Source organism: Microcoleus sp. LAD1_D3 (genome assembly GCF_036702135.1).
GTDB lineage: Bacteria > Cyanobacteriota > Cyanobacteriia > Cyanobacteriales > Microcoleaceae > Microcoleus.
The window spans coordinates 1-19,773 of sequence record NZ_JAUBSB010000006.1 but is presented as its reverse complement, the minus strand read 5'-3'; the positions used below and the strand labels follow the sequence as shown (position 1 = coordinate 19,773).

The 19,773-nt window shown below is 45.4% G+C and carries 18 protein-coding genes; 4 read left to right on the top strand and 14 right to left on the bottom strand.

From position 1 onward, the window contains the following. Window positions 1–36: 36 nt before the first annotated feature. Genes QUA74_RS04965 through QUA74_RS04950 form a run of 4 tightly spaced genes read right to left on the bottom strand, consistent with a single transcriptional unit; the run spans window position 37 to window position 3,182 of the window. Window positions 37–372 carry a DUF2834 domain-containing protein gene (locus tag QUA74_RS04965; RefSeq protein ID WP_333325628.1) on the bottom strand — a complete coding sequence of 112 codons (336 nt, stop codon included), beginning with the start codon at window positions 370–372 and terminating at the stop codon, window positions 37–39. Window positions 373–418: 46 nt separating this feature from the next. After that, window positions 419–1,051 (bottom strand): Vat family streptogramin A O-acetyltransferase, encoded by a 633-nt coding sequence (locus QUA74_RS04960; RefSeq protein WP_333325626.1) that lies wholly within the window; start codon window positions 1,049–1,051, stop codon window positions 419–421. Window positions 1,052–1,085: 34 nt separating this feature from the next. After that, window positions 1,086–2,591: an HlyD family efflux transporter periplasmic adaptor subunit gene (locus QUA74_RS04955; RefSeq protein ID WP_333325624.1), complete on the bottom strand. Its 1,506-nt coding sequence runs from the start codon at window positions 2,589–2,591 to the stop codon at window positions 1,086–1,088. 9 nt (window positions 2,592–2,600) lie between these two features. After that, window positions 2,601–3,182 (bottom strand): TetR/AcrR family transcriptional regulator, encoded by a 582-nt coding sequence (locus QUA74_RS04950; protein ID WP_333325621.1) that lies wholly within the window; start codon window positions 3,180–3,182, stop codon window positions 2,601–2,603. 320 nt (window positions 3,183–3,502) lie between these two features. On the opposite strand from QUA74_RS04950, the gene QUA74_RS04945 reads away from it, so the two are divergent. Continuing rightward, entirely contained in the window at window positions 3,503–3,964 is a 462-nt protein-coding gene (locus QUA74_RS04945) for a GNAT family N-acetyltransferase (protein WP_333325619.1), read from the top strand. Window positions 3,965–4,013: 49 nt separating this feature from the next. Continuing rightward, window positions 4,014–4,385, top strand: a complete 372-nt coding sequence (locus QUA74_RS04940) for a DUF2237 domain-containing protein (RefSeq protein ID WP_333325617.1) — start codon at window positions 4,014–4,016, stop codon at window positions 4,383–4,385. Between the two features lie 119 nt (window positions 4,386–4,504). Here QUA74_RS04940 and QUA74_RS04935 read toward each other — a convergent pair whose 3' ends face one another. The 3 genes from QUA74_RS04935 to QUA74_RS04925 all read right to left on the bottom strand — a co-directional run bounded on the left by QUA74_RS04935 (window position 4,505) and on the right by QUA74_RS04925 (window position 7,652). Continuing rightward, the gene (locus QUA74_RS04935; protein WP_333325615.1) at window positions 4,505–5,128 is read right to left on the bottom strand and encodes a leucine-rich repeat domain-containing protein; all 624 of its coding nucleotides are present in this window, start codon (window positions 5,126–5,128) and stop codon (window positions 4,505–4,507) included. Between the two features lie 188 nt (window positions 5,129–5,316). Further along, on the bottom strand, window positions 5,317–6,351 hold the full coding sequence (locus tag QUA74_RS04930) for a M28 family peptidase (protein ID WP_333325612.1): 1,035 nt from the start codon (window positions 6,349–6,351) through the stop codon (window positions 5,317–5,319). A 98-nt stretch (window positions 6,352–6,449) separates the two neighbouring features. Then, window positions 6,450–7,652, bottom strand: a complete 1,203-nt coding sequence (locus tag QUA74_RS04925; protein WP_333325610.1) for a Coenzyme F420 hydrogenase/dehydrogenase, beta subunit C-terminal domain — start codon at window positions 7,650–7,652, stop codon at window positions 6,450–6,452. Window positions 7,653–7,970: 318 nt separating this feature from the next. On the opposite strand from QUA74_RS04925, the gene QUA74_RS04920 reads away from it, so the two are divergent. After that, a complete protein-coding gene (locus QUA74_RS04920) occupies window positions 7,971–8,531 on the top strand; it encodes a hypothetical protein (RefSeq protein WP_333325607.1) in 561 nt (186 codons plus the stop codon). 563 nt (window positions 8,532–9,094) lie between these two features. Here the strand turns inward: QUA74_RS04920 and QUA74_RS04915 are convergent. From QUA74_RS04915 to psbZ, 7 genes are all read right to left on the bottom strand, one after another. Continuing rightward, window positions 9,095–10,579 (bottom strand): DEAD/DEAH box helicase, encoded by a 1,485-nt coding sequence (locus QUA74_RS04915; protein ID WP_333325604.1) that lies wholly within the window; start codon window positions 10,577–10,579, stop codon window positions 9,095–9,097. A 778-nt stretch (window positions 10,580–11,357) separates the two neighbouring features. Beyond that, window positions 11,358–12,668: a 30S ribosomal protein S12 methylthiotransferase RimO gene (gene rimO / locus QUA74_RS04910; protein WP_333325601.1), complete on the bottom strand. Its 1,311-nt coding sequence runs from the start codon at window positions 12,666–12,668 to the stop codon at window positions 11,358–11,360. Between the two features lie 127 nt (window positions 12,669–12,795). Beyond that, the gene (locus QUA74_RS04905) at window positions 12,796–13,035 is read right to left on the bottom strand and encodes a hypothetical protein (protein WP_333325598.1); all 240 of its coding nucleotides are present in this window, start codon (window positions 13,033–13,035) and stop codon (window positions 12,796–12,798) included. Between the two features lie 134 nt (window positions 13,036–13,169). Beyond that, window positions 13,170–14,309, bottom strand: coding sequence for a pentapeptide repeat-containing protein (locus QUA74_RS04900; RefSeq protein ID WP_333325594.1), 1,140 nt, complete (start codon window positions 14,307–14,309; stop codon window positions 13,170–13,172). A gap of 12 nt (window positions 14,310–14,321) precedes the next feature. Further along, the gene (locus QUA74_RS04895) at window positions 14,322–14,750 is read right to left on the bottom strand and encodes a hypothetical protein (protein ID WP_333325591.1); all 429 of its coding nucleotides are present in this window, start codon (window positions 14,748–14,750) and stop codon (window positions 14,322–14,324) included. A gap of 561 nt (window positions 14,751–15,311) precedes the next feature. After that, window positions 15,312–15,902, bottom strand: a complete 591-nt coding sequence (ribH, locus tag QUA74_RS04890; RefSeq protein ID WP_333325590.1) for a 6,7-dimethyl-8-ribityllumazine synthase — start codon at window positions 15,900–15,902, stop codon at window positions 15,312–15,314. Between the two features lie 220 nt (window positions 15,903–16,122). Continuing rightward, window positions 16,123–16,314, bottom strand: coding sequence for a photosystem II reaction center protein PsbZ (psbZ, locus tag QUA74_RS04885; RefSeq protein ID WP_333325588.1), 192 nt, complete (start codon window positions 16,312–16,314; stop codon window positions 16,123–16,125). Between the two features lie 316 nt (window positions 16,315–16,630). On the opposite strand from psbZ, the gene QUA74_RS04880 reads away from it, so the two are divergent. After that, window positions 16,631–19,615 carry a CBS domain-containing protein gene (locus QUA74_RS04880; protein ID WP_333325586.1) on the top strand — a complete coding sequence of 995 codons (2,985 nt, stop codon included), beginning with the start codon at window positions 16,631–16,633 and terminating at the stop codon, window positions 19,613–19,615. Window positions 19,616–19,773: the final 158 nt, after the last annotated feature.

Here is a 19,773-nt window from a genome sequence, read left to right as displayed (position 1 = left end):
TTGGGGATTGGGAATTGGGAAGTGGGAATTGGGAATTTATTGTTGGTTATTTAAAGCTGTTTCTTCAAGTTTGCGTTGTCGCATTAGGAGAAATAAAGGCAAACCCAGGGAAACACCAACCAGTAAGTTAGTGGCAATATAAATCCACAATTTTTTCATTTTCAGACGCGAACCTTCGCTAAATACAAAAAACCAAAAAACCACGGAAGAGACGATTACATCCATGCCAAAAAAGCCGGATATTTGATTTGCAAACAATTGTCCGAAGAAAGCGTTAATATTCAACCCTTTTTCTAAGAGAAACGGGACAAACTGGGAATACGGTAAAGCAGTGCCCAGAATACAGAGAACTAAGTATGCAATTTGAAGCATTGGGAAACCTCCAGGTTGTTAATTTTAAATCGCTATATTTGCGAGTTTACTCAGCATTACTGAGCGCTTTAATATCAGATTGCATAATTAAGTTAATGTTGCGAGAAATCTTGTCAATTTCCCAATCCCACCACCGAATTTCTAATAGTTGTGCAACTTCAGCATCGCTGAAACGCTGTCTGATTGAATGTGCGGGGTTTCCACCGACAACGGTGTAAGCGGGAACATCTTTTACTACAACTGTTTTGGCGGCCACGATTGCACCGTCGCCGATTTTGACTCCCGGCATAATCACCGATTCATAGCCGATCCAAACGTCATTGCCGATCGCAGTATCGCCTTTACTGGGCAGTTCGATTAATAGATTCATGGCTGTTTCCCAACCATTCCCAAAGACGGGAAAAGGATAGGTAGAAATGCCGTCTAATTTGTGATTTGCACCGCTCATAATGAATTTGACGTTAGTGGCGATCGCACAAAATTTACCAATAATTAGTTTGTCACTGCCGTAATTGTAAAGTACATTTTTCTCAAAGTTTTCTGGGTCGATTGGATCGTCATAATATGAGTAATCGCCGACGATAATATTGGGGGATTTTATGAAGCTTTTGATAAAGCAAACCCTGCGCTGGTCTGCCATCGGATAAGGTCGGTTCGGATCGGGGCCAAATTCTACCATAACTTTCAATCCTCCAAGGTTTTTAGTAAAGACTTTAGTTTTGTTTAATTGCTACTTGTACCTGCAAATTGGTCAATCCCGCAACTTGTTTGCTAGCGTCAGGATTCAGGTAAATTTTTACTTCCACTACTCGGCTGTCTAAGTTTTCTCCCGGTTGATTGCTAAACACATTTTGTTTGCTTACTTTTAACGCAATCTCTTTGACAGTTCCCTGCAACTCTCCTGAAAATGCTTGACCGATCACCGCTGCATTTTGTCCCAGCTTAATTTTGTTGATATCGGTTTGATAAATTTCCGCAACGACTACCATTTGGTGAGTTTTTCCTAAGTCTGCAATGCCGTCATCGCTAATTTTTTCACCAGCGCGAGTATGAATTTTCAGGATTTTTCCAGCATTGGGCGTGCGGATGGAAGCTTGATTTAACTCGGTTTGGGCGCGCTTCACTTGGGCGATCGCACTTTCGATCTCAGCTTCGGCTGCTTGCAAGTCCACGGGGCGCACTTCGGTTATTTTGTCAAGAGTGGATTTCGCTTCTTCTAGTTGTGCGATGCCAGTTTCTTGAATGCGTTTGAGTGTTGATTGAGCTTCGTTAAGCTGCTGGAGTGATGTACTGTTAATGCGAGTTAGGTTTGCTTCTGCTTCGTTAATTTGCTGTTTGGCTGTATTGTTAATGCGATCGAGGTTTGCTTGCGCTTCTTCAAGTTGCTGCTTTGCCGTATTATTAATTCGGCTGAGATTAGCTTGTGCTTCTTTAATTTCCTGGCGACTTGTTTCTAAGGCCAGCCGCTTAGTATCTCTTACGGATTGAGAAATTGCACCTTCACCCGCGAGTTGCTGATGTCGGAAATCTTCAGCTTTAGCATTATTAAACTCGGCTTGCAATTTGTCGATCGCTGCTATTTGTGCAGTTTTTTCTCCTTGCCATTGTGCCGCTATTCGGCTAATTGTTGCCTGTTGTGCTTTCCTCTCCCCTTGCCACTGGGCCGTGATTCGGCTGATAGTTGCCTGCTGTGCGGTTCTGTCGCCTTGCCATTGTGCTTGCAGGCGATCGACTGTGGCTTGTTGTGCAGTTTTGTTGCCTTGCAATTCCGCTTCTAGCTTGCCAATTGTGGCAGATTGTGCGGCAAGTTCTCCCGACTTTGCACCAGCTTTTACTTGTGCTAAACGGGCTTGAGCAACTTTGACTTTCTCTTGAGTTTCATCTAAAACAGATTGCAGCCGATCGCGCGCATCCAAAATCGCGATTAGTTGTCCTGCTTTGACTCGATCGCCCTCTTTGACTAAAAGCTGGGAAATGCGATCGCCATCTAAACTCTGCGATACTCCCAAGCGAACCACTTCTCCTTGCGGTTCCAATCTTCCTAATGCCGTTATTTTCCTCGGTGGTGGTATTTCCGCACGCAAAGGTTCAGTATTTTTAGCCAACGGTGCAAACTGAGAAATCCCGTAAAAAGCTGTACCGCTGGTAATGATGCTGGCAGCAATTGCCATTCCGATTACTAATCTATTTTTAGGTTCTATCCAAGATTGAAAATTCATACTTGTCCTCTACTTGCAGCTATTTTTGTCTAAATAAGCGAGCAACATCTCTTTTAATAAAGTCCATTGTTCTGCAACAGATATTCTTTCACCTTGATAAAACCTTCTTACCAGCAAACCGTCAATATAACAAATGATAAATTTAGCGAGCGCTGGATCGGAGATACCTAAGTAGCAAATGACTGCCTCTTCATAACGCTTTCCTGCTTCCTGGAGAGCTTGATTGCTGTCAATCTCTTTGCGAGTCTTTTGGTGGCAAAAATCAAATGTCATTAACAAATTTTTCAGCATATAATCCTCATTTTTGCTGATGTAATCCATCATTTTTTCAACTTTTTCTGCTAAAGTTGGCGGATTTCCCAATTCAGCAAGTGCTTCTTCTTTTGTATCTTCATAGCTCAAGTATTCAATTAACTGCTCGAACAAACTTTCTTTACTCGGGAAGTAGTGATAAAGGGTTCCTGTAGAAACTCCGATTTCTGACCCAATTTCCCGCATAGTTACTGATGAGTAACCTTTTTCGGCAAATATGTCAAAGCATTTGTTTAGTAGTTCTTTACGGTATCGATCGCGGTCAACTATTTTTGGCATGGGTGAATAGATTTTAGATTTTAGATTATCTAAAGTCTAAAATTTATTGGTCTGATAATTCTATATCGAACGTGCGATATAGTATCAATCACTACAAAATTGATTTTTTAGGTCAGCAAGCCGGATTGATATATATCGAACAGTCGTTATATTTAATAGAACACAGAGTCGTAGAGTTTGTCAAGGGCTAGGGAAGAATTTTTTTGCCGATCGCCCTGCAAGAAATGAGCCAAAATGGTAAAAGCCAACATCCATCCGCGTTGCGAAGCGGTTAAAAATCCCAAATTAATATTAAAGAAGCGATCGAAGTGAGATAATTTATGAAAATACGAACCTACGAAATCGGTGATACCCAACAAATTGTCAAACTGTTTTACAACACCGTACACGAAGTAAACATCCGCGATTACACAAAAGCACAAGTAGATGCTTGGGCTCCCGCAGATATCGATATTGAAAGTTGGACTAAAAGTTTAAGCAGTAAGTTTACTTTCGTAGCAGAAGAGGGGGAGAAAATTGCAGGTTTTGGGGAATTAGAAGCAAGCGGCCATATCGATCGCTTTTACTGTCATCAAGATTTTCAAAGACAAGGAGTTGGCAGACTAATTTTAAAACAAATTGAGTCAAAAGCCAAAGATTTAGGAATTAACAAGTTATTTACCGAAGCCAGCATTACAGCTAGACCTTTTTTTGAAACCCAGGGATTTATTGTGATTAGAAAACAAGAAGTAGAACGCAGAGGACAAAAATTCATCAACTTTGCGATGGAAAAAAATATATAAACAACGATTTGTGTAAAATTAGATCGAAGAGTTTTACTCAGGAGCTGCGATGGTGACGGAAGCTACAAATGTGCTGGGCGGAAAGTTAGAGAATTGCTGCACTTCGCCAATGACAGGATATTATCGGGACGGCAAATGCAATACAGGTGGTGGCGACTTTGGGGCTCACACTGTTTGTGCTCAACTGACAGAAGAGTTTTTGCAATTCACCAAGTCGAACGGAAATGATTTGAGCACTCCGGTTCCCGAATTTAACTTTCCCGGCTTGAAGCCTGGGGATTGTTGGTGTTTGTGCGCCTCTCGCTGGAAGGAAGCAATGGATGCTGGATGTGCGCCGCTTGTGGTTTTGGCTGCGACTCACGCCTTAACTTTGGAATACGTTTCTTTGGATGAATTGAAGCAGCACGCTGCTGATTTGTAGAAGGATGTTGGTGTGCGATCGCTTTTAGTCAATAAGGGCGATCGGGTTTTTCTCAGGAATAGCAAATTTATCCTTCGTAACTGAAATATTTAAGTGCGATCGAACGTCACTGTAAAGTTTTATGGTTGAGCTTGTGGTTCCCACTTACAGATAGACTCTGGTTTGAGAGGGCAAGTTTTGGGGGCGATCGGATTTCCGCTGAGCCTGATTCTAGTCAGGTTAGTCAAAGATGCGAACGGTTTGATGTCGCTGAGATGATTTCCGTCGAGAGCGAGCGAAATCAGGTTAGTCAAAAACTCTAGCGGTTTGATATCGCTGATTTTATTATTGCTGAGGCCGAGCAAAGTCAGGTTAGTCAAAGATTCTAGCGGTTTGATGTCGCTGATTTTATTGTTGCTGAGGATGAGCAAAGTCAGGTTAGTGAAGGATTCTAGCGGTTTGATGTCGCTAATTCCATAGTTTTTTAGGTTGAGTTCGGTGAGACTCGAAAGTTTCCGATCCGCCACATCGCACTCAGTAGTCTCAGCTTTCTTCAACAGCACCTCAACAGTATGTTTAGCTTCAGGACTCAAATCAGCTTTTTGGCGACACCAATCGGCAAATGTTCGTCTACTGTTTCCCGATCGCACTTCTGCTGCTGCTTTCCCCGACACTCCATTTCCAGATAATGCTAGAAGCACACAACAACTAAGTGCGATCGACTTTGGTAACTTCATGTGTTTCTGTGCAACTATAAATGTCATAATCTTTTACGTCTAATTTTCTCAACCGTATACAACAAAGACACTGCCTTACCGCGTCCCTGCCAAACATCTATTAAAAACTCTCTGAATCACCTCATTCAGGCAACTTCTACTAATTTTTAGGTGCGCCAGTTTGCCTGATATTCTGTGCCGAGTGAGGATATTTTCCCGCTGGGCACCCTACGCAACTAATTAATATCAACTCCTACCAAATCTGCCACAACTTTCTCCAATCCAGCTATCACCTTCGCCGTCCGTTCCCAGTCAACCTTATCGGGTGTATCTTGCGCCGTGTGATAGTAAGGATAGCGATAGGGAGCAGTATCTGTCACCATCAGCCCTGGATAACCATGTTGCCAAAAAGACCATTGATCAGACCACCCAACACCAGGAATGCCACCCGGAATTGCTGCACCTTCCGAGGGAAATTCAGCATGGCGGCGGAAAGATGCGATCGCCTCTCTAACCAGTTTACTTGAGGATGTATTGCCAATAAATCCGATAAAATTTCCCGATGTAGGATAAAACAGGTTTAATGGTGCTGGATATTTCTGACTGTTTTTGGCATCTGAGTAATAACCAATTTTTTCTAAACTGAGCATCGAAACAATTTTTTCATTCCGCTCTCTGCATCTTTTCGCATAAACCAAACTCCCCATATCAGCAGTCCAGAAAAAAGGCGGTTCCTCATTCACAAACTCAACAAAACGCACAGTTTTTTCAGGCTTTTTACCTGCAAACATTCTCGCTAAAGCCAGGACTCCCGCCGCCCCAGTTGCGTTATCATTTGCCCCTGGACTCCCCACCACAGAATCATAATGTGCCCCAATTACAACTATTTCATCTGCCTTTTTTCCCCCTGGAATCTCCACTTCTATGTTATAATAAAATTTATCATCAATTTTATATCCTTGTCGTTCAACTTTATAGCCAACAGCTTGAAAAGATGCTTCGAGAAAGTCAGCGGCTTCTCCAAGTTTTTGATATTGTATAAAGTTGCGCTCTCCGATTTCACCAGAGAGCTTTTCCACATCGCGCTGTAAAGCATCTCGGAGCGATATTTCCTGTGCTGTTAAAGGAGGAATTGTCCCGCTGTAGCTTTTCCCTGGCATTGCAATCATACTCAACCATATCCCACTAATCAGAGTAATTAAGATCGTACTAAGGATAGCCAGTCTAGTTAACGTTCTGCGATTCCATAATTCGATTGTTCCCAAGTGCATTTGTTTTCTATCTTTTGCTATCCTTGAGTATTAGAGTGCGTCAGTTAGCATTATTTTTTCTATAATCCAACAACTCCTGACTGACGCACCCTACAAGTTTACACATCTGGTAACTTATACTGTCCCACAATCCGCTTAGCATATTCCGGCACATGAGCCTCTAATTTCTCCGGGTAATTCCGCTTCACGTACAGATAATTGCGAGTGAAATGAGAATCAATGGAAAACCGGGCATATTCCAAACCCTTCGGCCCAATTCTCTCAATAAACACTCCCATTAACTTCGCCGCCCACATCGGCAAAGTTACTCCTTTTTCATAAGCCGGAATACTTTGCTGAACCGCTTCTTTTCGGTTTCCCTTAGACATCACCGGCTGAGTATTTAACTGATCCGTTACCAAGTCTAACATCTCTTGCCCGGTGTCATTTCGCACCACAATCCACTGCCAGCCAAAAGGTGCGCCCATGTAGCCCACAACTAAATCTGCTAAAGAATTGACATAATCAAAACAGCTCAAACAAGAAGGAGCAAAAACATCTTTCAATTCCTTAGTATTCAAGCCAAAAAACGGCACTTTTTCTTCCGAACCATCTTCGTGTTTGAAGTGAACGTTAAAGTCTTGCATAAACTCATAAGATACAACTGTTTGGGGAGAACGGCTAGTCGTATCTAGGAATTTCTGCAAGCCCGCGCGGCTGACATTATCGACACAGGGAGTTCCCAAAACGTAAAGCTTTTCTAAACCGAGTTTTTTCTCGACTGTTCGCAAGGCTTGAATTTGACAGCCGACACCAATTACTAACAGCCGCTTCATCCCCGATTCTTCGATTTGTTCTAATACGGAAAGATTGGGAGAGAGAGTGGGTTTGTTGACTTTGGCTGCGAGAATCTCTTCACGATTCCTAGCAATAATCGGCATCGGTTGAAAGCGGTCTGCTTCGGTATTTTGGACGCAAACAACGCCTTCTACAATTCCTTTTTCGAGCATTTCAATCGCAATTGTGCTGACGATCCCCGTCCACTGAGCACCTTCAATTGGTTCTTTTTTGCGAGCCGCCATCATGTTTTGACTGACTCCGAAATACCAATCGTCGGCATTGTCGAGATTGCGCGATCGCCCGTGAATCTCTTCTTCCAGTTCCGCGATATGCTGTGTTAAGAAAGCACAAGATTCCTTGACATAATGGATGTAATATGTATCGCACAAACCGCACTCGCTGCAAAGTTCTTTAGCGGGGCGGCGGCTACCCGGTTTCAGGGCTTTGGATTTTTGGTGTTTAGTAGAATCTGTTGCGGTCATCTAAATTACTTATTTTATGCAGATATGGCTTTTGTTAGGATATCACAGCAATTCCGGTTATTAAGTAGTCGCTTTAATTAAACGTAAAACTTTGTTTGGTATTCAGAAATCCGTCATGGCGAGATATCTTGGCACTGCTTCTACAGAAACCGAGTTTCTAGGCGTTATATTTTTGGGGATCAATATCTTTACTCTTTTAGTCCGCCCAGGCGGATTTTGCTTGTGTAGGAGTGAATTTTCTACACCGGGGATTATTAGTATAGATCCGGATCGAGCCGGCGATCGCGCGAATACATTGCCAAATAAAGCTATAAAAAAATGGTAAAAATATTTGTGACAACAGCCGTCGCTGGCATCATGATGAATCTCGCAATTTCTAGCTTAGGATTTGCTGCTTTACTTCGCCCTGTTCCCGCTATGAATCAAACTGTTGCGACTCTAGAAAGAATGCTCAGCGCGACACAAAAGCCGGCGGCGCTGAACTATTCGCGCCTGGGGATTGGCGGCGTTCGGTTGGGGATGTCTGTAGAAGAGGCAAAACGTAAGTTGGGAAAACCGCAGCGCGATGAAACTAAACCTGCTGCGTCTGGCATCGGCGGCAAGATTCGCACGCTAACCTACTCAGGATTGACGGTAGCAGCATGGGAGGGCAAAGTTTATTTAATTTATACTACCAATCCCAAGTTTCTGACAATTGATGGTGTGAAGGTAGGAGATAACAGCCAAAAAGTTGTTAAAACTTACGGTTATGGGTCGCAATCTGTGCAGGGTGGAGTGACTCGGTTGACTTACAGCAATGACCAAAAGGCTTCTAATTTGATTGGGGAAATTAAGGGCGATCGCGTGCAAAAAATTATTGTGGGCACGCAGCTAAACTGAAATATTAAACAACAGTGCAAAAGTCCCGGTTCACCAGTTTGTAGTCAGGACTTTCTTCCTTATTTATGAGGATTTTTAGCCTTTCTGTAAGTTGACTGGAGGGCTTTTTCCTGATGTACGATCGCCCGCGTCTCTTTAATCCTCTTCATCATCATCCGACAATTTTGTCATTTCCTCAGGAATTAATGTCTGAAAATCCTCTCCGCAGTGAACTTTGAGATGGATTGCAGAGAGGAAGGAACTCTGCTATAATTTCAGCTTTTTGTCGATCGCTTAAATCAAGCAACTGAAGCTGATGGATTAAAGTAATCACATTTTGACACTCAGTACCCAATTCATCAATTAACGTTCTCAGCGTAGAATTAGTTACAGAAATTGTCCGATCGCTTTCCTTGCATCTTTACTTATCCAATTCTCAGTCCGCTAGGAGTGGACGAAAGTTTGTTCGCGGTTTCAACCGCCGAGCTCGGATTTGGGATCACACCCCTAAAAAAAAGTAGAGGTGCGATCGATCGCACCTCTACAAAAATTCTAAATAAGGTGCACATTGTGCACCCTACCAATTAGCTGTTCTGGGGAACAGGAGCACTCGGCGCTCCAGAAAAAGTCGGCGCTACAGAATTACTTGGCGCACCAGTCTTAGCCCGCTTTTTGATCAAGATTGGCTTGACGCTGTTTTCTCCACCAATCGGGGGATCTTCTTGTTGAGCGTAATCCGCGCCCATCCAAGCAGGACGGCTTTGATCGAAAGCCATTTGCAAAGCAGCAGCGGCGATCGCGTGGGAGTCGTACTCCTCGGATAACTGAGACACCAGAGGCAAGAAAGATGCCATCCGTTCGCCAGCCAAAGCTTCGCGAACTTTACCTTGCATCTTTTCCAACTGACGAGCTTCAATTTGCGCCCGTGTCGGAATGTTTCGCACCGTCAAGCTCGATCGCACGTGGCGTTCAATCAAGCGCAGTTTGCGGCGATCGACCGGTTGAATCAGCGTAATCGCCGTTCCTTCGCGACCAGCCCGGCCCGTGCGTCCGATCCGGTGAACGTAACTTTCCACACTGTCGGGCAAATCGTAGTTAATCACGTGAGTCAAGTGATCCACGTCCAAACCCCGCGCCGCAATATCAGTCGCCACTACCCAGCGCACCTGACATTGGCGGAACCGATGCAACAAACGTTCCCGTTGTGCCTGATTCAAATTACCGTGATACTCATCAACGCTGTGACCTGCTGCTTGCAGTTGGCTGGTGAGTTCTGCCGCCGACTGCCGAGTCCGCACAAAAATCAGTGCAGATTCCGGGTCTTCCATTTCTAGGATTGGCTGTAGAGCTCTTGCCTTCGACCAGCCACGGGGAATCATGTACACGCCTTGGCTGATGCGCTTCGGCGTTGCTTTTGGCTGTTCTACGGTGACGTTGACTGGGTTACGCAAATGCCGCGCCACCAATTTCCGAATGGAAGCTTCCATCGTCGCCGAGAAAAATGCCGTTTGACGTTCTTTTGGTGCAGCATCCAAGATTTTTTCCACATCTTGGATAAAGCCCATGCTCAGCATTTCGTCAGCTTCATCCAAAACCAGCCACTTTACCTTGTCTAGTTTCAGGCTGCCGCGGCTCAGCATATCCAATATGCGTCCGGGTGTACCGACAACGACGTGAACGCCGCGCTTCAAACGCTGCATTTGACGATCGATCGATTGACCGCCGTACACTGTCAGAACTTGCAGAGAGCGACCCACTTTTACCGGGCCGTCGCTGCTGATGCCGCTCAAATCACGGATGGCTTCAGTTACTTGCATCGCCAATTCGCGAGTCGGCGTCAGCACCAGTGCTTGCACCGCAGTCAGATCTAAATCAATCCGCTCCAAGATGGGCAACGAGAATGCTGCCGTTTTGCCTGTCCCTGTTTGGGCTTGACCCACAACGTCGCGACCTGCTAACAGGTGCGGAATTGCTTGTACTTGGATGGGAGTAGGTTCTGTAAAGCCTAGTGTTTCCAGATGGAGAACGAGTTCTTCCGAAAGACCTAAGCCTTCAAACAATAAATTCATTAATGCTCCTAATAACGAGTCTTAGCCTTCTAAGTTGCCCAACTCGGATGCGGATTTCTGCTCTAGGGCAGGAACTCATAAGAGTTCTTTATGGTGCTGCGCCTGCGCGCACCTTCTTAAATAGCAATCGAGTATAGGGCAGCTCCGTCGATGGTGACTAAATTTACCAATTCGACAGCCGTCTTTGATTTTGTGACATCACCGATACCAACCGCCAGGGGTCGGGTTATAGGCTTCCAACATTCTTAAAACAGGACATTGGACTTCCTTTGAGGTACTTGCAAGCTTTCCCTCTTAGGCATTTTATAGTGAGGATCATGACCAGCCCCACTTCACTACATAAATAGTAGTAACAGGTTGTTTGGTTCAGGCGCTATCCCGCAATCCGTCGCCTGCGGGATTGAGCAGGGGATGGGGCGACCGTTACCGCCTATCCATCTCAACACTCTTTCGGGATACCGTTGTGGTGTAGGGCGGACGGCGAAGCAATCTCAAATTATCCCCGCTTATTTCTGGCTTGTTATCATCATAACTCTTTACATTCAGAAACAAAACATTAAATTCGTTAAAATTTTCCGATGTTCTGTAGAGATTACCACACCCCGACGGGGAGGGTCGATTGCCAGATAGGGGCTAAAAAAATTTAGAACCCCTTTGCTACATATCTTTGCACAATTGTGTACTAAACGTTACTTTTTCTGCACAATCTACTAATCATTTTTGGTTCGTGTCCGGTTTTTGTTCGCCGCACCGTCTCAGGCAACAGTTCCAGCAATACTTACACTTGACCGTAGAGGTCGTAGACATCTGCACCAGTAATTTTCACAGATACGATCGAACCCAGTCGCGCTTCTCCTGTCACATAGACGAGTCCATCTACTTCTGGGGAAAACCGAGCGGATCTACCAATCAACTCGCCTGTCTCTGGTTGTTCTTGTTCTATCAGGACATCAACTACCTGACCGACAGACTCTTGATTCTTCTTCAATGATATAGGTTGTTGTGCCGCCATTACCGAATTGCGCCGCATTTCCATTATTTCTGCAGGTATTTGCTGGGGCAAGCTGAAGGCTGGGGTTCCTTCTTCTGGCGAAAATACAAAAACTCCTACGTGATCGAATTCGTGGCGCTTGACAAATTCCAGCAAGTGTGCTGCGTGTTCATCGGTTTCGCCGGGGAACCCAACAATAAAAGTTGTTCGCATTACGGCGCCCGGAAGTGCTGCTTTGAGTTGATCGACTATGGCATCATTAATCCCAGCTTGAAAAGGCCGATTCATCGCCCGCAGAATTTCCGGGTGCGAGTGTTGCAGGGGTAAATCCAAATACGGCAAAACGTTTGGTGTTTCCCGGATTGCCTCGACAACTTGCGGAGTCAAACCTGTAGGATAGGCGTAGTGCATCCGAATCCAAGGTACATCTACTTCACCCAAAGCGCGAAGCAATTCGGCTAGTTTCGGTTCGCCATAAATATCTTTGCCGTAGTTGGTGGTAATTTGAGAAATTAAGATAATTTCCTTTACCCCTTCGGAGGCTAATTGCTTAGCTTCGGCGACGATAGACTCGATCGTCCGCGACCTTTGATTTCCGCGCAAGTGCGGGATAATGCAAAATGCACAGCGGTAGTCGCAGCCTTCTGCTATACGCAGATACGCGACACCTTCCGATGTGGTGCGGTAGCGGGGAGTAGTTTCGTCAGCGATGTAAGTAGGTTCTGAAGAGACGAGGGAAACTCGATCGCCCTTTTCGACCTGCTGCATAACATTGACTATTTTGTGATAGTCGCCAGTGCCGACAATTGCGACTGCTTCGGGCAATTCGTCCAGCAATTCCTGCTGAAAATGCTGTGCCATGCAGCCCGTGATCACTACTTTTTTATTAGCTTCTGCCAATTCTACCAAGGTGCGGACTGACTCTTCTCGCGCAGCTTGGATAAAACTGCAAGTATTGACTACAACATAATCAGCTAATTCTTCATTAGAATCCACTTGATAGCCCGCTTGAGCCAGCAAGCCAATCATGTGTTCGGTATCGATGCGATTTTTTTCGCAGCCGAGGTGAGTAAATGCGATCGTTGGCTTCGTTGCCATGCAGTAATAGTTAGTGTTGCGCTTTTTGAGAACGTTTTATGGTATCACACAATTTCAAAAATTGCAAGGTTGGGTGGATTTGAACCGGGAATTCAGCATCAAAACCAAAGAAACCGGGTTTTTACTGTCAACTGTCAACTAAAGCGATATCCCAGAGCGATCGTTCTTCAAGTTCTTCTTGCCAAGCCTCGGAGTTATTGCGTAGAGCAATATAAGCTTGGTTTGCTGCTTCTAAAAACTGTTGTCTTCGGTATGGTTCGATGGCTTGTTCGAGAACTGCTTGGAGTGATTTTCCAGAGCTTGCGGAGATTTCTGCGAGGATTTTATAAAATGTGTTGCCGATCGTAACTGTAGAAGTTTGATTCATGTTAGTTTTTTTACTTACCCCAACGTTACCCAACTATTATAGCTCGTATTGAAGACACATTTTCCTTAAGCGACTCAATACAGATGACGGAAACTCTATAACTTGACCGATGTTTTACCGTCTCAACAAAAATTTTACAGCACTGCTGCGATCCGTTCATCTTGTGGGAAGATTGCACCTCGCTTTTTCAGCTCATACTTTGCATCTTCAGACAGTCCGGCATTTTTACCAAATCGAGCACTTTCTACTTTTGCAGTGTTCAGGTTTGTTGCTGTCAAATTAGCATTGCTTAAATTGGCATTGCTTAAATTGGCATTGCTTAAATTGGCACTGCTTAAATTGGCATTGCTCAATTCGGCACTCCACAAGTCTGCATCGCTCAATTGGGCACTCCACAAGTCTGCATCACTCAATTTGGCACCGTTCAGTTTAGCACCGCTCAGGTTGGCAAAGATCAGGTTGGCACTGCTCAGGTTGGCAAAACTCAAATCGGCACCGCTCAGGTTGGCACCGGTCAGGTTGGCACCGCTCAGGTTGGCATGACTCAGGTTGGCATGACTCAGGTTGATACTGCTCAGTTTTGCACCGCTCAGGTTGGCAAAACTCAAATCGGCACTGCTCAGGTGGGCAGCGCTCAGGTCGGCACCGCTCAGTTTGGCATGGCTCAGGTTGGCATGGCTCAGGTTGGCATGGCTCAGGTTGGCATCGCTCAGGTTGGCATCGCTCAGTTTAGCATTGCTTAAGTTAGCAAAACTCAGATCGGCACGACTTAAATCAGCACCATCTAAGTCTGCACCGCTGAGATTGAATCTGCTCAATTTGCCGCCAACTCCTTTAACACCACTTAAATCAGCTCCTGCTAAATCTTCATACGGATTTAAACCAGCCTGTTTTACCAATTCAGATAAATTATTTGTATCTAATTCAAGAATTTGCTTAATGTTATTAAGCGATTCAGACTCACTAGAGTTAAGAGGTGGCGATTGCTTTCCTTCGGATCGCTCCGCTAACGTTTCACTCGCAATGACAGGATCGTGTTTGAGTTGCGATTGTCGCGCATAAAATTTAGTGAGTCGCTTTTCTTCGCTCCAAGCAACAAAAGCAATTCCCCCAACTACACTTAAGCCTACTGTCAAAGCTGGCGGATTTCCCCCTGTCAGCAACAGCATCCCCAACAAACCAACACCAACTTGAGCCGTTTGCTTGACTAAAGAATTTAATCCAGATTCAGCTTCTTCATAAAGACTAATTTGTTTGCGGTTGACTAAAGTCATATCAGATATCTCCTACGGATTGTTTTTCAAATCTTTTAAATCTGCCCAAAACCGAGCAATAATTCGACCTGCGAGAACTATCCACAACAAAAAATCAGAAGCTACAATAATGAAACAAGCATAACGAGATGCACCGAAAGGGCTTTCTTTTAGACAAATATCGAAACTTGAGAAATCTTTACCGATAATAATTTCACCGATTAAACTGGGAAGTTTTAAAAGAATACCCAGTGCGAGGGCATCCTGAATTGACCCATAAACTGTTCTTCCAAGTTGACCCATTAACGCATAGAACACCTGATCGACAAACTCCAAAACATTCATCACGACCTTTTTCGTGAATGTACCCGATCGCGTAGTTACTGGAGGAGATGGCTCTACAGGAGTTGGACTCGATGGGGGTGGTGTCGGTGTCGGTGTCGGAGGCGGTGGCGCAGTCATTACGGCACGGTATAAATTTATTATAGATCTCGATTATATCGCACTTTTAGATTAGGCTGGAAACACCAAAGATAGCTCCAGAGATAAATCGGGGCAACCCGGAATTACGACAGTCTCATCGGACAGAACTACTCGTTGCGAGCGATAATTGAAATCACCTTGTCTGTTTTTTATAAGGTTCGCTGTGTATTTCCAGTTGATTATCAACCAAATTAAATATCCAATCAGCCGATTAATACCGAGTTCATAAAGGGAATAATGAACCTGGATTTTAGATTACGAAATTTTTTGGGAACATACATCAATCCCGATCGCCCGACAGCACTTGAACAGCAGCAGACGCAGGTAATGGATCGTCATAATTTCCGCCCAAAGCATGAACTTGAGGCATCAAAGTTTTCATTTCCAATTGGCAAAATATTGGTCTAATTTGTCGATCTGCCCCGAGTGGAATTCTTACCTTGGGGGCGGGCATAATCACCACCCCACAAGAGTCTTAAGATTTTTCCCGATGCAAATCTTGATGTTTTTTTAGCTTCTTAAAAATACTGCTAGCCGAACTTACGAGGGGATTTGATCCGACGATACATCCGGGGCGATCGCCAAATTCGCTTCGCCCGACAGCACTTGAACAGCAGCAGACGCAGGTAATGGATCGTAAGAATTTCCGCCCAAACCCTTAACTTGGCGCATCAAAGTGCCCATTTCCAAAGCACTCATCGCATAATTCCAGCCCAAATTGCTTTTAATTCCAGCCCTTTCCAAAGCTTGCTGCATCGTGTCAGTCGTCACCACCCCAAAAATCACCGGCACCCCTGTTTGAAAAGCAGCCGCAGCAATTCCCTTAGCAACCTCACCAGCCACAAAATCGAAATGAGGAGTTTGGCCCCGAATTACCGCACCCAGACAAATTACCGCATCGTAGCGGTGAGAAAGAGCAGCTTGGCGCGCCACCAAAGGAATCTCAAAACTTCCCGGAACCCAAAAAAAGTCCACCTGAGAGCCATGAGGATTAATATCAACCCCGTGGCGTTTCAAACAATCTTGACATCCTTCCAAAAGTTTGTTAACCACCAAATCGTTAAAACGACCGATGACAATAGCAAATCGCAAAGATTCGGTGTGAGTAAAAGTTCCCTCGTAAACAGTCATAGTGTTCTATTTTAGGTTTTAGATTTTAGATTTTAGATTTTTGTTTGTGAGAAGGCAAAAGTCAGAAAGCAGCAGCATCTCATCTGAATCTCAAGTGCAAAAACATACAGGATCGCGCGGTCTGGAAAATTCCTAGCTTCTGCCGAATGCCTTTCAATCCCTGGCGAATGCCTTCATACTTCTATCTTTTACCTTCTTTATTCGATAGGGTGGAGTGAAATTAAACGACTAAAAAGTTCAATACACCCACTGCAATAACTAGCAAAAACCAGAGGCCAGACCCGGCATAAATCAGGGCTTTAGACTGATTCCAGTTTTGGGGAGAGGCATAAGCAACTGGCACGCCAACGACCATCACAAAAGACAGCAGCACCAGACCTAGTAAAACCACTTGAAACAGAATTGATAACATCTTTTCTCCTTTCGATATAACCGTGCGTTGATCAGAAATAGTTTCCCAGAACCGAAAAAATTTTTCCAAATTCTAGTTTTTGACAGTTTCCCGATAGTCGATCGAGAAATTGTCGGTTGATTGATACGAAAGAACCCAGGCAAATTCGGGCGTTGCGCGAACAGGCGTCAGCGGCTCTTAAGATTTTTATCAATTTTATCATTGTTCGCTACAGCACAGAAAACTGGAAAGGTTAACTTAAAGCCCGATCGACACATCCGGTTTCAGAGGGCGAGAAATTGCTACTGTTTGAGTTAGAGATGCGGGATTTTCGGCTATGGACTTAGTTTTGTGCCACACAACAGCAGATTTTGACGCCTTGGGAGCGGCGGTGGGACTTTGCGTGCTGCGCCCCGGTAGCAGGATCGTATTGACGGGCGGGTGTCACCCGACGGTGCGGGATTTTTTGGCGCTACACCGCGACGAGTACCCACTGATTGAACGCCGATCGGTCAATCCTCAACAAATTCGATCGATTAGTATAGTTGATGCCTCACAGCGCGATCGTTTGGGAAAAGCCGCCGAGTGGCTGGATTTGCCACACCTCAACGAAATAGCGGTTTTTGACCATCACCTACAAGCTGATTTGGACATCCCCGCAACTGTCACCCAAATCGAAGCAGTCGGAGCCAGCACGACATTAATTGTCGAAAAGCTCAGGGAAAAGAGCGATCCAGAATTTCGCCTTCTGCCTTCGGAAGCAACAGTAATGGCCCTCGGCATCCACGTCGATACAGGTTCCCTCACCTTTGAGGGCGCAACTGCGCGAGATGCCATAGCTTTAGCGTGGTTGATGGAACAGGGAGCGAGTTTGCGGGTAATAGCTGAATATGTAGAACCGGGTTTGTCTCCTCAATTGCAAGATTTGCTGAGAGAAGCGCTGAATAATTTGCGATCGGAAACTTTGCACGGTTACAGCGTAGCCTGGGTGCTGCTATCTACTGAAGCTTATGTTCCGGGACTTTCTTCACTGGCTTCTCGCTTGCTCGATTTAACTGAAACCGATGCTCTGCTGTTAGGGAATGTTTATAAATTTGGCGAAAACGACAACAACCGCAACATCGCTCCCGAATCGCCAGTTTCCAATCGATTAACTATTATCGGTCGATCGCGCATCGAAGGCACAAACCTCAGCGAATTATTCAAACCCTTCGGCGGCGGAGGCCACGCCCGCGCCGCTTCCCTCGCCACCCGCGATGTTGACCCCCTGCTGACTTTAAATCAGTTAGCTGACGAACTCAAAGCTCAAATTCCCCACCCTCCGACAGCACGCGAGTTAATGTCGTCTCCGGTGCGGAGTATTCGCCCGGAAACATCCGTGGGGGAAGCTCACCGTATCCTCCTACGTTACGGACATTCGGGGCTTTCTGTGGTTGATGCGGACGATCGACTGGCTGGCATTATCTCGCGCCGCGACCTTGACATTGCCCTGCACCACGGTTTCAGCCACGCTCCGGTGAAGGGTTACATGAGTCCGCAGTTAAAAACGATCGCCCCAGATACCTTGCTGCCGGAAATTGAATCTTTAATGGTGACATACGATATCGGGCGCTTGCCAGTATTGGAAAACGGTCAACTTGTAGGAATTGTGACTCGGACTGATGTGTTGCGGGAATTGCACCAGCAAAAAGCGCGAGACAGGGGAAGTAGTGCAGAATTTTCTAATTGTCCCGTGCCCGAATCGGTTGAGCAGTTGTTGCGATCGCGCATCAGTCCCGAATTATGGCAATTATTGTCGATCGCGGCCAATATTGCCCAAAACCGCGGCTGGCAACTTTATATTGTGGGTGGAGCAGTCCGGGATTTACTCTTAGCCACGGATGATACACTGGCGCTAACAGATATCGATTTGGTTGTGGATGGAAAGTGCGGTTCCGACGATTCCGGTGCTGGTGTCGAGTTGGCTGCATCGCTACAAAAACTTTACCCAGACTCGCGTTTGGACGTTCACGGTCACTTTCAAACCGCCGCGCTTTTGTGGCACAAAGACTCTGCTTTCGGCTCCCTGTGGGTGGATATCGCTACGGCTCGGACTGAATTTTACCCTTATCCGGCTGCAAATCCTGAAGTTGAAGCGAGTTCAATTCGCCAAGATTTGTACCGCAGGGATTTTACAATTAATGCGCTGGCTGTGCGGTTGGGTGTTCCTCGCAGTGGCGAATTGTTAGATTTTTTTTGCGGTTTGCTGGATTTGGAATCGAAGCAAATTCGAGTTTTGCACGCCAATAGTTTTATTGAAGATCCGACGCGAATTTATCGCGCTGTGCGATTTGCGGTGCGGTTGGGATTTGAAATTGAGCCGCAGACGGAAGGATACATCCGCAACGCTTTAGCCAGCGGGATTTATTACCGAATTCAGGGGGAAAACGGCCGAGCTCCGGCTTTGGAAACTCGGCTCAAAAGCGAATTGAAATACATTTTGCAAGCTCCTTACTGGAAAGTTGCTTTGCAAATGCTGGGAGATTTGCAGGCTTTGCGCTGCATTCATCCTACTTTGGAGTTGGATCGGGAGTTGTGGCGGCAACTGCGTTTGCTCGATCGGTGTTTGAATGGAAGAAGAAGGAAGAAGAAGGAAGAAGGAAGTTCGGCAACGGATTCTGTAACGGATGTAACGGATGTTAGTCCGATGGAAGTCGGAAGAAGGAAGAAGGAAGAAGGAAGTTCGGCAACGGATTCTGTAACGGATGTAACGGATGTCAGCCCGATGGAAGTCGGAAGAAGGAAGAAGGAAGAGACAAGAAGGAAGAAGGAAGAAGGAAGAGACAATTCCCCATTCCCCATTCCCCATTCCCCATTCCCCATTATCAATATTCCCGATTGGCAGATGCGGCTGGAAGTTTTGATAGCTTATTTAGCACCGGAATATCGCGGGAAGGTGGCTGCAAATCTTCAGTTACCTGCTGACAGCATTAAGCGGTTGGAAGTTTTGGAATCGGGAAAGAAGCAGTTAGGAGAGAATTTGCCTAAGTGCGAGTTGCCGAGTCAATTGGTGCTGCTGTTGAAAAATTATGAGTTGCCGGTGTTAATTGCGATCGCCCTACAAAGCCCGCGAAGTGCCCGCCGCCAAATCTGGGAATATCTCACCAAATGGGCGAATGTTGAGCCGCCTTTGAATGGCAACGATTTGAAGGCTTTGGGTTATAAGCCGGGGCCTGGGTTTAAACGAATGTTGGATGATTTGTTGGCGGCGAGGTTGGATGGCGATTTGGGCGATCGGGCTGCTGCTATCTCTTTCTTAGCACAACGTTATCCTCAAGCTTAGTAAGGTGCGTCAGCAGCGCGTTATTTTTGATATAACAATACTCCGGACAGTTTTTAAGCAGCCAAAGTACCATAAGACAATACTGAAGAAAGATTAGGATGGTTTAAAATCAAATCCGGGTCTAAATCTAACTTATCAATAAAGGTACAAAGTAGATG